This window comes from Mesorhizobium sp. M0152, assembly GCF_040322415.1.
Classification (GTDB): Bacteria; Pseudomonadota; Alphaproteobacteria; order Rhizobiales; family Rhizobiaceae; genus Mesorhizobium.
In genome coordinates this window covers 58,533-72,930 of the sequence record NZ_JAMYTH010000024.1, presented here as the reverse complement: position 1 = coordinate 72,930, position 14,398 = coordinate 58,533, and the positions used below count along the sequence as shown (strand labels likewise).

Genomic DNA, 14,398 nt, shown 5'->3' with positions numbered 1-14,398 from the left:
GGAGCACCACCATGACCACCATCGCCTTCATCGGCCTCGGCAATATGGGCAATCCGATGGCCGCCAATCTGGTCAAGGCCGGGCATCAAGTGCACGGCTTCGATCTGGTGCCTGAAAATTTGACGATCGCGCGCGATCACGGCGTGACAATCATGGCCAATGCGCCAGCCGCCGTGAAGAACGCCGACGTGGTGATCACCATGCTGCCGGCCGGCAAGCATGTGCTGTCGGTCTATGGGGACATTGCGCTCAAGGCCAAAAAAGGCGCGCTGTTCATCGATTCCTCGACCATCGACGTCGAATCGGCGCGCAAGGCGCATACCATCGCAGCAAAACACGGCCTGCTGTCGATCGATGCGCCGGTTTCGGGCGGCACCGGCGGTGCGGCGGCCGGCTCGCTGACCTTCATGGCCGGAGGGTCCGACGATGCCTTCGCCGCCGCCGAGCCGATCCTGAAGCCGATGGCCGGTCGCATCGTCCATTGCGGCGGCGACGGCGCCGGACAAGCGGCCAAGATCTGCAACAACATGATCCTCGGCATTTCGATGATCGGCGTCGCCGAAGCCTTCGTGCTGGCCGAAAAGCTCGGCCTGTCGCATCAGGCGCTGTTCGACGTCGCGTCCACCTCTTCGGGCCAATGCTGGTCGCTGACCACTTACTGTCCGGTGCCCGGTCCGGTGCCGACCTCCCCCGCCAACCGCGACTACAAGCCGGGGTTTGCCGCCGCCCTGATGCTGAAGGACCTGAAGCTCGCACAGGAAGCCGCTCAGGATTCCGGCGCGGTGACCCCGTTGGGCGCCGAGGCGGCGCAGCTCTACGCGCTGTTCAACGCCCAAGGGCATGCAGGCGATGATTTCTCCGGGATCATAAATTTTCTGCGCGGTGCCAATCCGTAAGGCGTCGAATGCAGGGCGAGAATCCGGGGTAACGGGTTCGACGCGTTGAAAGCAACAAACGAAAAACCCGCCTGTGCGGCGGGCCGTCGGCGCAAATCTGAACCATGGATAAATATCTACCATAGCTGCACTCACCCTGTCAAGAAAAAATTCCTATCATGAAAGGCTGCCGGCATCGCCGGTTTTGGCCGTCGCCAGGCCTTTTCCAACGTGCGTTCGGCACCCCTGGCGTCGAATGTGGGTTTTTTCGCGCATTTCGAGAGGAAACCCGCCAAATTTAGGTTTGCTTAAGCTCTCGATAACCCCGCGGTAACGATGTCCCTATAAAACGGATGACGAGGCGGACATATCGCATCCGCCCGGCGCTCCGGATCAGGTCTCGCGTACCGGAGCCCGTAAGTTTCGCCAAGTGTTTGCGTAGCGAAGCGCCATGCGTATCTGGCAAAGCCGCGTTCCCGATGGAGCGCGGTTTTTGCATTTCAGCCATTTCGTCGCCGGCCGACTTCTATATTCCGATCGCCGCGCTGGGGATCTGAACATGGTCTTCGTTGATGAGTACGATCGGCGCATCGACCCCATCCACCTTGAGGACGAGCAGGCGCAGGCTCCAGGTCCCAGCCGTCCGGGTCGCGGTCGCGAACGCGGTGCCCTTGCCAGTGGCGCCATGGACCGGAATGCTGAACTGCGCGTCGCCGGCACCGTTCGCGTCGACGTTGAGATGGCCGCCAACCCAGAACCTGTCGGTCACGTCGTGACCGATAGCCGCTTTCACGCGATCATCGCCGCGCAGCCTGTCCATGGTCATGTGGTAGGCGTCGCTGCCTTTCAGCACGTAGGGAATGCTGCCGACCATCGCCGCGCAGCCGCCGATCCCGACCATCCACACGATCAGTCCGGCGATCGCCCAATTGCGCTGTGTCTTGCGGAACTGCTCGGCGTCGCGCCAGGCGCGATTCCGCCACGCCCAGCGGCTGCCGCGCGCGCCAAGCACGATGATCATGATGATGTTGACGAACGGGACCAGCGCCAGCAGCGCGATAAAGGTGCTGTTGCCGATGCCCCAGATCCAGTTCAGGAAAAAGGCACCCCAGTTCCAGCGGTCGAGCTCGGCCGGAATTTCTGCTGGCTGGTTGAGCGGTTGTCCTGCCATGTTATCCCCCTCGGCAAACTGCCTTGGCGGGTTGTAGCCGATAGCGCCGACGACCGGAACCCTCGCTCCGCCACGGACAGATACAGGAGACGTGAACGGCCGGGCGCCCCGATCACGGAACGCCCGGCCATAATGCTCACCGTTTGCGAAGATCCGCTTGCGCCAGGTCCAGCGCCTTGCCGATGCGCTCGCAAGCCATGTCGATCGTGTCGCGGGCCCAGATCAGCGGCGGCGACAGGATCATCGTGTCGCCGGTGGCGCGCAGCATCATGCCGTTGGCGATCGCGTGGTCGCGCACGCTCACCGCCGCACTGCCCGCCGGCAGGAACCGCTCCTTGGTCGCCTTGTCCTTGACGATCTCGATCGCGCCCATCAGGCCGATCGAACGCACCTCGCCGACCAGCTCGTGCCCGGCGATGCGCTCCTGCAAGGCTTTTGCGAAATAAGGACCGGTGTCGTTCCTGACACGATCGACCAGCCCTTCCCGCTCGATGATCTCCAGGTTCTTCAACGCCACTGCACAGGCCACCGGGTGGCCGGAATAGGTGTAGCCGTGATTGAACTCGCCACCCTTTTCGATCAGCGTCGAGGCGATGCGGTCGCCGACCAGCAATGCCGATAATGGCTGGTAGCCCGAGGTCAGCGCCTTGGCCGTGGTGATGGTGTCGGGCTCGATGCCGAGCGTTTGCGCTGCAAACCATTCGCCGGTGCGGCCGTAGCCGGTAATAACCTCGTCCAGCATCAGCAGAACATCGTATTTGCGGCAGATGCGCTGCACTTCCGGCCAATAGCTGACTGGCGGTATCTTCACGCCGCCCGCTCCCATCACCGGCTCGCCGATGAAGGCCGCGACCCTGTCGGCGCCGGCTTCGAGGATGGCGTCCTCGACCGCCTTGGCCGCGCGCAAGCCGAAATCGTGATCGCTCTCGCCAGGCAGCGCCAGCTCATAGGCATAGGGCATCATCACATGGACGATGTTGGGCACCGCCCCGTTGAGCTGCTTGTGCATGGCATCCATGCCGCCGAGCGAGGTGCCGGCGACGGTCGAGCCGTGATATGCCATCTTGCGGGAGATGATGCGGTTCTTCTCCGGCTTGCCCTCCAGCACCCAGTAATGGCGAACCAGACGCAGCGCCGTGTCGTTGGCCTCCGACCCGGAGGAGCCGTAAAACACCCGATTGATGTGCTTCGGTGCGATCTCCGCCAGCTTTTTGGACAACAGCACCGGTGTCGGCGTCGAGCATTTGAAGAAGGAATTGTAGTAGGGCAGCTCCTTCATCTGGGCATAGGCGGCCTCGGCCAGTTCGTCGCGGCCATAGCCGACGTTGACGCACCACAGCCCGGCCATGCCGTCGAGGATTTCGGTCCCTTCGGAATCGTAGATGAACGGCCCATTGGCATGGGTGATGATGCGCGAACCCGCCTCGCGCAGTTCCTTGTGGTCGGTGAAGGGATGCAGATGATGCGCGGCGTCGATCTGCTGAAGCTGCTTCAGCGAATAATTCTGGTAGGTCATGGATTTGATCTTTCCTCTGGATTCTGTCCGGCTGCGCCGGGGCGAATGCGTCAGAGGAAGGCGGGCGGCGAATAGCCGATGCGAGCGCACAGCCGCAAAAGCTCGGCGCGCAACGTGCGCGGTGACGGTGTCACCGCGACCCGCAATGCACTGATCTCGAATGCGCCAGCCAACATCCCCGCGAGAGCCATGGCTGGCACCTTAGAGCAAAGGACGGTCGAGGTGAACCACCCTTTGCTAGGCTGCCTTGTGGAACGCATTCAAGCCTTGGCGCCGAGCGCCCGTTGCAGGAACACATATTTCATCGCCGCCTGCGCCGCCTGCGGCCGGCGGTCGCCACGGCCGCCATGTCCGCCTTCGGTCTCCTCGAAGAACAGCGTGTTGGCGTGGCCGGCCGCCTGCAGGCGGGCCGCCATCTTGCGCGCATGGCCGGGATGGACCCGGTCGTCGGCGGTCGAGGTGGTCAGCAGCACCGGCGGATAGGCGTGGCCGGCCGCGACATGCTGGTAGGGCGAGTAGGCGGAAAGCCATTTGGCGTCTTCCGGTTTCGAGGGATCGCCATATTCGGCCATCCAGGAGGCGCCGGGCGGCAATTCGGTATAGCGCAGCATGTCGAGCAGCGGCACCTCGATGATCACGGCGCCGAAAAGATCCGGGTTCTGCGTCAGGGAAACACCGGTCAGCAAGCCGCCATTCGAACCACCCTGGATGCCGAGCGAAGCGGCCGTGGCGATGCCGCGTTCGACGACGTCCTGTGCCACCGCTGCAAAATCGTCGAAGCCGTTCTGGCGGTTGCCCTTGAGCGCCGCCTGATGCCAGGCTGGGCCGAACTCGCCGCCGCCGCGGATGCAGGCCTGCACATAGGCGTTGCCCTTCTCCAGCCACAGCCTGCCGCGCACGCCGGCATAGCCGGGCAGCAACGGCACTTCGAAGCCGCCATAGCCGTAAAGCAGCGTCGGCACCGGACCTTTCTGGTCGCGCCGCCGGACGACGAAATAAGGGATCATCGTGCCGTCCCTCGAGCGCGCCTCGAACTGTTCCGAAATCAGCGGCGACGCATCGAAGCGGGCCGGCTGCGATTTCACGGTGGCAAGCGTCTCGCCATTGTCGTCAGACCAGATGATCGAGCTCGGCGTCAGGAAATCGGTGAACGAGAAGGAGACGCTGGAGCCGAAATGCTCGGCATGGCTGATGCCGACATTGCCGTTTTCAGGCAGTGCGACAGGTTTCAGCGACCAGCCGTCCTGGTTGCGCTCGCAGACCACGACCTTGCCGCGCACATTGTCCATCAGATTGATGAACAGCCGGTCCTGCGTTCTGGCGAGCCCGGCGATGGAGACGCGATGCGCCGGCGCGAACAGGGTCTCGATCGCCCCCAGCGCCCCTGTTTCGATCCATTGTGCGAAATCGAACGAGTAAAGCCCGTCCGGTTGGCACGCCGTGCCGTCTGGCGCCGTCCACGGCGTGCGCACCCCGAACACCATCTGGTCCTTGAAAAGTGCCGTATTGGTGACGTCGTCGGGCAAAGGAATGCACCTGTTTTCACCCGACGGGAGATGCAGGAAACTGTGCGATGCGAAGAAGTCGAGCGTTCGCGCCAGAAACACATGGCGCTTCCCGCCGTCGAACTCGACGCCGGCCCCCACGGCCAGGTCCTCTTTCTGCGCCTCGAAGATCAGTGTCGCGTCTTCCAGCCTGGTGCCACGCTTCCACAATCTGATCACGCGCGGATACCCGGACTCCGTCTTGTCGGTCTCCTCAAAGGCAGCCGAGACGATGACCGTGTCCTCGTCCAGCCAGCAAAAGCCCGACTTCGAAGCCGGCGCGCGAAATCCGCCCTCCACGAATGACTTGGTGGCGATGTCGAACTCACGCATTTCGCTGGCATCGCCGCCGTCCGGCGACATCGAGAGCAGGCTGAGATTGAAGTCGGGATAAAGCCGGCTGGCGCCGCTGAACACCCATTTGATCCCCTCCTTCGCCGCAAGCTGGTCGAAGTCGATGATCGTCTCCCAATCGGGCTTCTCGGTCTTGTAGGAAGCAACCGTCGCGCGGCGCCAGAGGCCGAGCGCATTGGTCTTGTCCTGCCAGAAATTATAGACGTCGCCATTGAGCGCGGCCCCGACCGCGATGTTGTCTTCGGCCGTCATCAGGTCGAGCGCGGTCTGAAACGACGTTTGATAGGACGGATCGCCCTGCAGTTCGCCAATCGTGATCTCGTTCTGGCCATGCACCCAGTCGAGCGACTGCTGGGACGTCCTGTCTTCCAGCCAGAGGAACGGGTCTTCCGTGTTGGGTTCCGGCTTCGTGCTGGGCTTGGTCATGAATACTCCGATAGGCAGGGTTCGGGACGCAACATCGACATGCCGGGTCCGATATTCAATAGCCGCGGCATCTCAGCCAAGGATTCAGGCTTTCCCGCGACCGGCGACGCTCGCGATCGCCAGCGCGAGGCACAGCAGGCCAAGCGTGATCGGCAGCCCGCCGGCGCCCAGCACATCCATGGCGCTCCCCGTCACAGGCGGTACGGAAATGCCGCCGACGCCCCACATCAAGGAGAATGCGGCATTGCCGGCAACCAATTTCGAGCCGGTGAAGCGCTCGCCGAGCTCGATGATCGACATCGTATAAATGCCGTAGGAAACCGCGCCCCAGACGAAGATCATCGGCCAGATCAGCGGCGTTTCGATCAAAAACGGCAGCAGCACGCATCCGAGCACCGTGATGGCCGTACAGATCAGCCGCACCAGCCGCGCCGTCACCCTTTCCGCCAGCAGACCGAGCGGCACCTGCATGGCGATGTTGCCGGCGATCATGATCGAGAGCAGCGCCGACATGCGGACCTCGGTGAGGCCGTAATGCGTGCCGTAGACAGGCAACAGCGCCAGCGCCGCCTGTTCGAAGCCGGCGGCGACGATAACGGAAAACAGGAGCAGCCAGGCCAGCGGCACGAAACCCAGGACGGAAACCCGGTTATCGGCCTCGTCCACCTTCGGCAGGCGCGGCAACACTGAAGCGAGACAGATGCCGCACAGCACGAAAGCGGAAATGCCGACCAGGAATGGCGGCCAGCCTTCCGTGCCGACGGCAAGCAGGCAAAGCGGCCCAGCGGCGAAACCGGCCGAGATGATGGTCGAATAGACGCCCATGATGCGGCCGCGGCGAGCCGGCGGCGCCAATGCGATCACCCAGATCTCGCTCAGCACATAAAGCGGATTGGTCACCACGCCGATCAGGAAGCGCAGCGGAAACCACAGATAGACATTCTGCGTCCAGCCGATCAGCGCCAGCACGAGCGCCGAAAGCGCGGCACAGGTGAGCGCCGTACGCCCTGCCCCGAACCGTCGCGCCAGCGCCGGGATCAGCGGCGACGACAGGATGAAGCCGACAGGCGTCATTGCCGCCGACAGGCCGATCATCGCCGGCGAGACGCCCTGGCGCTGAAGGATGAAGCTCAGCATCGGATAGGACAGCCCTTGCGCGATGGCGAACACCGAGACGGTCGCGATCACGCCGGTGATCGCCGCCCACTGCATTCCCTCGCCAATCTCCGAATCCGCCGAGGCCATCATCCTACCTTTGCTGCGCGGCAAGTCCCGGACGACCTGCCTTGTTTCCGCATCAGCGAGCTCAGCCCTTGCGCCGCGCCTAACATGGCAAGTACCGGCCATCGGGGCCCACAAGGCTCGTTGGCTACCGTTTCAAGCCGCACAAAGGAAGGGCCGCCCACGGGAATCCGCTTGCGCCAACCGGATGGTTGATCAAGGCGATATCTCGGCATGCCACTGCCGTCCGGGCATGTCGCTTCCCTCGCTCTAGTGGTCGCCGCCTCCGCAATGGCCGGCTGGCCGGCGGTCCATTATGCCGCCCGCTATCGCATCCTACGAGGACCATCATGACCGCCGCCCTACAACCCTTGGAACCGGCATTGGCCACCGATCGTGCCCGCCGCGGCGGGCGCGCCGGAAAGCGCGCCGGCGGCTCGGCTGCGTTCGAGCAGCCGGCTTTCCGCCAGCTGAAAAACCCGCTCGCGCCGACCAGGCTGGTTTCGGACGACGAGCTGGAATCGATCCACCTCGCCTCCTTGCGCGTGCTGAGGGAAATCGGCGTCGACGTTCTGCATGACGAGGCCCGCCGCATCATGAAGGCCCACGGCGCCGACGTGCGCGACGGCAGCGAGCGGGTGCGCTTCGACAGCGACATGATCCTCGAACTGGTGTCGCACTGCCCGTCGGAATTCACCATCCATGCCCGCAACCCCGCGCATAATGTGCGCTTTGGCGGCAACAACGTGATCCTTTCGATGATGGCGTCGGCGCCCAATTGTTCCGACATCGATCGCGGCCGCCGGCCCGGCAACCAGCAGGACTACCGCAACTTCCTCAAGCTCGCGCAGATGCACAACATTCTGAACTGCACCGGCGGCTATCCGGTCGAGCCGATCGACATTCATCCGTCGGTCCGCCACCTCGAATGCATCCGCGATCTCGCCACGCTGACCGACAAGGTGTTCCACATCTATTCGCTCGGCAGGGAACGCAATGTCGACGGCATCGAGATCACCCGCATCGCGCGTGGCATCAGCCATGAGCAGTTGCTGGAAGAGCCGTCGGTGTTCACGATCATCAATACCAATTCACCGCTCAAGCTCGACGTGCCGATGATGGAAGGCATCATCCAGATGTCGAGCAAGGGCCAGGTCGTCATCGTCACGCCGTTCACCCTTTCGGGCGCCATGGCGCCGGTCACGATCGCCGGTGCGCTGGTGCAGCAGAATGCCGAGGCGCTGTCCGGCATGGCCTTTGCCCAGATGGTGCGCAAGGGCGCGCCTGTCGGCTATGGCGGCTTCACCTCCAATGTCGACATGAAGTCCGGCGCGCCGGCCTTCGGCACGCCGGAATACATGAAGGCGCAGCTCGTCGGCGGTCAGCTTGCCCGCCGCTACAACATCCCCTACCGCACCTCCAACACCTGCGCTGCCAACACAGTCGACGCGCAGGCGGCCTATGAGAGCGTGTTCTCGCTGTGGGGCGCCATTCAGGGCGGCGGCAATCTGATGATGCATGGGGCCGGCTGGCTCGAGGGCGGCCTGCGCTGCTCCTATGAGAAGACAATCCTCGACATCGATCTGCTGCAGATGGTGGCGGAATTCCTGACCCCGCTCGACCTTTCCCAGGAGGCGCTCGGCTTCGACGCCATCCAGTCGGTCGGACCTGGCGGCCATTTCTTCGGCACCCAGCACACGCAGGACCGCTACAAGACCGCCTTCTACGCACCGATCCTCTCCGACTGGCGCAATTTCGAGACGTGGGCGGAAGCCGGCTCGCCGACGGCGCTCGAAAAGGCCAACAAGGTGTGGAAGGAGCGGCTGGCCTCCTATGAGGAGCCCTACATGGACCCGGCCATCCGCGAGGAGCTCAACGCCTTCGTCGAAAAGCGCCGCTCCGAAGGCGGCGCGCCGACCGACTTTTGATCGGCTATTTGATGAGCGGTCGACCCCCCCTACGTCGAGCTGCGCTCGACACCTCTCCCCCGATCGACGGGGGAGAGGAAAGACGCGAGCTTGGCAAGGCTGGCGCCTTTCCTCTCCCTCCGGAGGGGGGAGAGGTGGCGCCGCGAAGCGGCGACGGAGTGGGGGAAGCCGCTCCCAAGACGCGCAGCCGCCGAAAATCAGGCACAACCCAGCGCGCCAGAAAACTTAGGCAAGCAGGCAACCAGGCGGAAGCATTGCTGTGGCTTGAGCTAAAGACGCGCAAGCTTGGCGGCTATCGCTTTACCCGCCAGTTCTCTATCGGACCATACTACGCTGACTTCTGTTGCCGCGAAAAATGGCTGGTTGTCGAGCTCGACGGCTCACAACACGCCGACAGTTCCTATGACCGCCGCCGCGACGATTTCATGCGCGCCCAAGGCTATTCGATCCTGCGTGTCTGGAGCCATGACGTCCTGGAACATCGTACTCCCGTCTGTGACACCATCCTTGCCGCGCTTGATGGCAGGCTGGCCGAAGACGTCGCTGCCTCCGATCTCCGCTTTGTCTTCGCGCCCCGCTCACCCGATTCAGTTTCTCTAAAAACGGACCTATCTTGATGAAATCTCACGTAAAAGCGGTTGTCATTGGCGGCGGCGTCGTCGGCTGCTCGGTGCTCTATCACCTGGCCAAGGCCGGCTGGACCGACATCATGCTGATCGAGCGCTCGGAGCTCACCTCCGGCTCGTCATGGCATGCGGCGGGCGGCTTCCACACGCTGAACGGCGATCCCAACGTTGCCAAGCTGCAAGCCTATACGGTGCAGCTCTACAAGGAGATCGAGGAAATATCGGGCCAGTCCTGCTCGCTGCACCTGACCGGCGGCGTGATGCTGGCCGATACGCCCGAGCGCATGGATTTCCTGCGGCTGGCCCACGCCAAGGGCCGCTATCTCGGCATGGACACCGAGCTGATTACGCCATCCGAGGCCAAGGCGATGTTCCCGCTGATGGACGAGACCAACTTCGTCGGCGCCATGTGGGATCCGGTCGAAGGCCATCTCGATCCGTCGGGCACCACCATCGCCTACTCCAAGGCGGCGAAGAAGCTCGGCGCCGAGATCGTGCTGCGCAACCGCGTCGTCGAGCTGACGCAAGAGGTCGACGGCACCTGGAACGTCGTCACCGAACAGGGCACGGTTCATGCCGAGCATGTCGTCAACTGCGGCGGCCTGTGGGCACGCGAGATCGGCCGCATGGTCGGCGTCGAGCTGCCGGTCCTGGCCATGGAGCACATGTATCTCTTGACCGAGCCGATGTCCGAGGTCGAGGAGTTCAACAAGTCGACCGGCCGCGAGATGATCGGCGTGCTCGACTTCAAAGGCGAGATCTACACCCGCCAGGAGCGCAACGGCATCCTGCTCGGTACCTATGAGAAAGCCTGCAAGCCGTGGTCGCCGGTCAACACGCCCTGGGATTTCGGCCACGAATTGCTGCAGCCCGACATCGACCGCATCGCGCCGTCGCTGGAAATCGGCTTCAAGCATTTCCCCGGCATCGAAAAGGCCGGCATCAAGCAGATCATCAACGGCCCCTTCACCTTCGCGCTTGACGGCAACCCGCTGGTCGGCCCGGTGCAGGGCCTGACCAATTTCTGGTGCGCATGCGCCGTCATGGCCGGCTTCAGCCAGGGTGGCGGCGTCGGCCTTGCCCTGTCCAACTGGATGGTCCATGGCGACCCCGGTTTCGATGTCTGGGGCATGGATGTCACCCGCTTCGGCGAATGGGCCGGCCTGCGCTACACCAACGCCAAGGTACGCGAAAACTATTCGCGCCGCTTCTCCATCCGCTTCCCCAATGAGGAATTGCCGGCGGCGCGCCCGGCGCAGACGACACCGCTCTACGACACGATGCTGGCCAACAACGCCGTCATGGGCGACAGCTGGGGTCTCGAAACGCCGCTCTGGTTCGCGCCGAAGGGCAAGGAGCCCAAGGACATCGTTTCCTTCCACCGCTCCAACGATTTTGGACAGATCGGCGAGGAAGTGCGCGCCACGCGCGAACGCGTGGGCGTGACCGAGATCGCCAACTTCGCCAAATACGAGGTTTCGGGGCCGGCAGCGGAAGATTTCCTCAACCGGCTGATGACCAACCGCATGCCGAAGACAGGCCGCATCGTGCTGACCCCGATGCTCAACGAATTCGGCAAGCTGATCGGCGACTTCACCATCGCCAAGGCAGCCGAGGACCGCTTCATGATCTGGGGCTCTTCCGCCGCGCAGAAATACCACATGCGCTGGTTCGAAAAGCATTTGCCGAAGGACGGTTCGGTCCGCATCCACCGTTTCGACCAGACATTGGTGGGTCTGTCGATCGCCGGGCCGAAATCCCGCGATCTCTTGCAAAAACTTGTCGACGTCGACATCTCGACCAAGGCTTTCCGCTTCATGGATTTCCGCGAGATGGCGGTCGGCGGCGCGCCTTGCCTTGTCAACCGCATCACTTATACCGGCGACCTCGGCTACGAGATCTGGATGCCGCCAGCCTACGAGCGCCTGGTCTACAAGGCCATCAAGGATGCCGGTGAGGAGTTCGGCCTCGTCGATTTCGGCATGCGCGCTCTGCTGTCGATGCGCCTCGAAAAGAATTTCCCGACCTGGTTCCGCGAGTTGCGGCCGATCTACGGCCCGTTCGAAGGCTCGATGGACCGCTTCATCAAGCTCGAGAAGAACGACTTCATCGGCCGCGAGGCCGCCGCCAAGGAACAGGCGGAAGGGCCGAAACTGCGCCGCGTCTCCTTCATCGTCGACGCGGCGGACGCCGATGTGATGGGCGACGAGCCGATCTGGGCCAAGGTCAGCAAGGACTATGGTTCGGTGGAAAAGCCGCATGGTTACGGCGCACCCCGCTTCGACGACAAGGGCAAGGAAGTTCGCGGCTCCAGGGCGGCCGAAGGTGCGTCCGCCGTGCGCGGCATTGTCGACGGCGACTGGCGCGTGGTCGGCTGGGTGACCTCGGGCGGCTATGCGCACTATGTCCAGAAGTCGATGGCGCAAGGCTATGTGCCGGCGGCGCTGGCCGGGGATGAAAGTGCCGGCCTGTTCGAGATCGAGATTCTCGGCCATCGCCGTCCGGCCCGCATCAACATCGAAGCGCCTTTCGACCCGAGCGGCGAGAAGATGCGGACCTGAGGCGCGACCATGGACAGCGCGGGGCCAAAAGGCAGCTTTGGCCGGCATCGCAAGATCATGCCGTTCGAGCCGGGCTCGATCGAGGCGCTGCGCGACGCCTCCCGCCAGAAGGCGGCTGATCTAAACCAGCATGTGCAGGGCTATGGCGCGACAGCCGAAGCAGAATGGGCGGCGGCAGGCATTGCCGCCCCCGACTTGGCCGAAATGCGCAAATACCGGCTCGACCGCATCCGTGCCGAACTGAGGCGCCGCGGCTACGCCGGCGCGCTGCTCTATGACCCGGTCAACATCCGCTACGCCACGGATTCCACCAACATGCAGCTATGGGTGGCGCACAATCCGACACGGCATTGTTTCGTTGCCACCGAGGGGCCGGTGGTGCTCTTCGACTATTTCTCCTGCGAGCATCTGTCGGACCATTCCGGCGTCGTCGACGAGGTTCGCCCCGCCGTCTCGTGGATATATCTCTACAGTGGCGAGCTCACCGAGCAGAAAGTCCGCCGCTGGGCGGCCGGCATCGCCGATCTGGTGCGGGAACATGGCGGCGGCAACAACCGCATCGCCGTCGACCATATCGATCCGGAAGGCGTGGAGGAACTTGCGCGCCTCGGCATTTCCATCGGCAATGGCGAAGCGGTGATGGAGACTGCGCGGCTGATCAAATCACCCGACGAGATCCTTGCCATGCGCCGCGCCATCGTCGCCTGCGAGGCGGCGATGGGAGAGATGAAACAGGCGCTGAAGCCCGGCATCTCCGAGAATGAATTATGGGCCGAACTGCACCGCGGCAACATCGCGCGCGGCGGCGAATGGATCGAGACGCGGCTGCTGGCATCCGGCCCGCGCACCAATCCATGGTTCCAGGAATGCTCCTCGCGTGTCATCGAGGCTGGCGATCTCGTCGCCTTCGACACCGACCTGATCGGCCCCTACGGCTTCTGCGCCGACCTGTCGCGCACCTGGCTGTGCGGCGATGCAGAGCCTTCGAACGAACAGCGCGACCTGTTCCGGATCGCCGCCGACCAGATCGCTCACAATACCGAATTGATGCAGCCGGGCGTCGCGTTTCGCGACCTTGTCGAACGCTCGGCGGTGCCGCCCGGCGACTGCTTTCCGACCCGCTACGGCGTGCTCTATCACGGCGTCGGCCTGGCCGACGAATACCCGACCTTGCCGCATGCCAGTGACTGGACATCAGATACGCCCGATGGCGTGCTCGAACCAGGCATGGTGCTGTGCGTGGAAAGCTATATCGGCAGGCTCGGCGGGCGCGAGGGCGTCAAGATCGAGGAGCAGGTCCTCATCACCGGCACCGGCAACCAGCAGCTTTCAACCTACCCGTTTGATGCGAGGCTGCTCGGCTAGCCCGGCAAGGGCCTCGCGCAATGCCCTGACCGTCTTTTCCGGCGTTGTCCCAGCGGTGATGAACGGCAGGCCTTTGCGCCGTGCTGTCCAGCCGACGACCGCCACCGCTTGCGCTGCAGGCTCGAAACGCCGCGCCAGGAACCAGCTTTCGCAGTCGATCGCCGCGACATCGGCTTTGCCCTCGGCCACGGCGACGATGGAGTCGCGATGGCCGCCGCTTTCGCTGCGCGACGAAAAGATATCGAGGCTTTCGCCCTGGGCCTCGAGGTCGCGGGTCAATGCGATGATGCCGGACATGGAATCGAGGCTGTTGAAGGTGAAGCGCCTGCCGCGGATCAGATCGAGCGGAAGGAAGGCGCTGCCGTCCGCCGGTGAACGAACCTCTGCCCCCTCGCCCATCCGCATCACCAGCGCGCTCGAATAGAGTTCGCCTTGCCCGCCTTCGTAAGCGTCGTAGCTCGGCTGCCCGACCACCTGCACGTGCCGTGACAGGCCGAATTCCATCGGTCCCCAGCAGGTCTGCGCGAACAGCAGCGCCGGGTGCAGCCAAACCTGGTGAAAATCGAGTTCGTCCGGCGGCAATGTCGCCGGGTCGGGCGCGATAAGTTTTCCCTGGGCATCACGAATGCCGCCCGGCACCGGCGGCAGATCGCCATTGCGCCGCACGATGGTTTCCGGCGCATCGATACCCCTTTGCCGGAACGCATTGCGCAACCCAGCCCATTGTGCGTCGACCTCGTCGCGCACCTCGGGCCAATCATACATCGGCAACGCCGCAACCAATTCGCTCATGCCGGGATCTGACCGCTAT

The 14,398-nt window shown here is 63.6% G+C and carries 11 protein-coding genes; 5 read left to right on the top strand and 6 right to left on the bottom strand.

Going from position 1 to position 14,398, the window contains the following annotated elements:
* Positions 1-11: 11 nt before the first annotated feature.
* The gene (mmsB, locus tag NKJ26_RS22495; RefSeq protein ID WP_352597968.1) at positions 12-896 is read left to right on the top strand and encodes a 3-hydroxyisobutyrate dehydrogenase; all 885 of its coding nucleotides are present in this window, start codon (positions 12-14) and stop codon (positions 894-896) included.
* Positions 897-1,401: 505 nt separating this feature from the next.
* On the opposite strand, the gene NKJ26_RS22490 is transcribed toward mmsB, so the two are convergent.
* The 5 genes from NKJ26_RS22490 to NKJ26_RS22470 form a co-directional block, all read right to left on the bottom strand.
* On the bottom strand, positions 1,402-2,046 hold the full coding sequence (locus NKJ26_RS22490) for a cytochrome c oxidase assembly factor Coa1 family protein (protein ID WP_352597967.1): 645 nt from the start codon (positions 2,044-2,046) through the stop codon (positions 1,402-1,404).
* A 136-nt stretch (positions 2,047-2,182) separates the two neighbouring features.
* Complete coding sequence (locus NKJ26_RS22485; RefSeq protein WP_352697190.1) at positions 2,183-3,562, bottom strand: aspartate aminotransferase family protein; 1,380 nt, start codon at positions 3,560-3,562, stop codon at positions 2,183-2,185.
* A 50-nt stretch (positions 3,563-3,612) separates the two neighbouring features.
* Entirely contained in the window at positions 3,613-3,753 is a 141-nt protein-coding gene (locus NKJ26_RS22480; RefSeq protein ID WP_027024778.1) for a hypothetical protein, read from the bottom strand.
* Between the two features lie 69 nt (positions 3,754-3,822).
* Positions 3,823-5,886: a prolyl oligopeptidase family serine peptidase gene (locus NKJ26_RS22475; RefSeq protein WP_352697188.1), complete on the bottom strand. Its 2,064-nt coding sequence runs from the start codon at positions 5,884-5,886 to the stop codon at positions 3,823-3,825.
* Positions 5,887-5,970: 84 nt separating this feature from the next.
* Positions 5,971-7,131 carry an MFS transporter gene (locus tag NKJ26_RS22470; protein ID WP_352697232.1) on the bottom strand — a complete coding sequence of 387 codons (1,161 nt, stop codon included), beginning with the start codon at positions 7,129-7,131 and terminating at the stop codon, positions 5,971-5,973.
* 326 nt (positions 7,132-7,457) lie between these two features.
* On the opposite strand from NKJ26_RS22470, the gene NKJ26_RS22465 reads away from it, so the two are divergent.
* The 4 genes from NKJ26_RS22465 (at position 7,458) to NKJ26_RS22450 (ending at position 13,587) form a co-directional block, all read left to right on the top strand.
* A complete protein-coding gene (locus NKJ26_RS22465; RefSeq protein ID WP_352697187.1) occupies positions 7,458-9,035 on the top strand; it encodes a trimethylamine methyltransferase family protein in 1,578 nt (525 codons plus the stop codon).
* Between the two features lie 134 nt (positions 9,036-9,169).
* Complete coding sequence (locus tag NKJ26_RS22460) at positions 9,170-9,652, top strand: endonuclease domain-containing protein (protein ID WP_502903172.1); 483 nt, start codon at positions 9,170-9,172, stop codon at positions 9,650-9,652.
* Complete coding sequence (locus NKJ26_RS22455) at positions 9,652-12,222, top strand: GcvT family protein (protein WP_352697185.1); 2,571 nt, start codon at positions 9,652-9,654, stop codon at positions 12,220-12,222. Before NKJ26_RS22460 ends, NKJ26_RS22455 begins: the two co-directional genes overlap by 1 nt.
* A gap of 9 nt (positions 12,223-12,231) precedes the next feature.
* Positions 12,232-13,587: a M24 family metallopeptidase gene (locus NKJ26_RS22450; RefSeq protein WP_352697183.1), complete on the top strand. Its 1,356-nt coding sequence runs from the start codon at positions 12,232-12,234 to the stop codon at positions 13,585-13,587.
* On the opposite strand, the gene NKJ26_RS22445 is transcribed toward NKJ26_RS22450, so the two are convergent.
* Complete coding sequence (locus NKJ26_RS22445; RefSeq protein ID WP_352697181.1) at positions 13,552-14,379, bottom strand: phosphate/phosphite/phosphonate ABC transporter substrate-binding protein; 828 nt, start codon at positions 14,377-14,379, stop codon at positions 13,552-13,554. The two genes, NKJ26_RS22450 and NKJ26_RS22445, sit on opposite strands and share 36 nt — an antisense overlap.
* Positions 14,380-14,398: the final 19 nt, after the last annotated feature.

What these genes read in the sequence shown, in the direction of transcription:
- NKJ26_RS22470 (WP_352697232.1), bottom strand. Translation starts at nt 7,131, where the DNA reads ATGGCCTCGGCGGATTCGGAGATTGGCGAGGGAATGCAGTGGGCGGCG.
- NKJ26_RS22455 (WP_352697185.1), top strand. Translation starts at nt 9,652, where the DNA reads ATGAAATCTCACGTAAAAGCGGTTGTCATTGGCGGCGGCGTCGTCGGC.
- NKJ26_RS22490 (WP_352597967.1), bottom strand. Translation starts at nt 2,046, where the DNA reads ATGGCAGGACAACCGCTCAACCAGCCAGCAGAAATTCCGGCCGAGCTC.
- NKJ26_RS22450 (WP_352697183.1), top strand. Translation starts at nt 12,232, where the DNA reads ATGGACAGCGCGGGGCCAAAAGGCAGCTTTGGCCGGCATCGCAAGATC.
- NKJ26_RS22480 (WP_027024778.1), bottom strand. Translation starts at nt 3,753, where the DNA reads ATGGCTCTCGCGGGGATGTTGGCTGGCGCATTCGAGATCAGTGCATTG.
- mmsB (WP_352597968.1), top strand. Translation starts at nt 12, where the DNA reads ATGACCACCATCGCCTTCATCGGCCTCGGCAATATGGGCAATCCGATG.
- NKJ26_RS22465 (WP_352697187.1), top strand. Translation starts at nt 7,458, where the DNA reads ATGACCGCCGCCCTACAACCCTTGGAACCGGCATTGGCCACCGATCGT.
- NKJ26_RS22475 (WP_352697188.1), bottom strand. Translation starts at nt 5,886, where the DNA reads ATGACCAAGCCCAGCACGAAGCCGGAACCCAACACGGAAGACCCGTTC.
- NKJ26_RS22485 (WP_352697190.1), bottom strand. Translation starts at nt 3,562, where the DNA reads ATGACCTACCAGAATTATTCGCTGAAGCAGCTTCAGCAGATCGACGCC.
- NKJ26_RS22445 (WP_352697181.1), bottom strand. Translation starts at nt 14,379, where the DNA reads ATGAGCGAATTGGTTGCGGCGTTGCCGATGTATGATTGGCCCGAGGTG.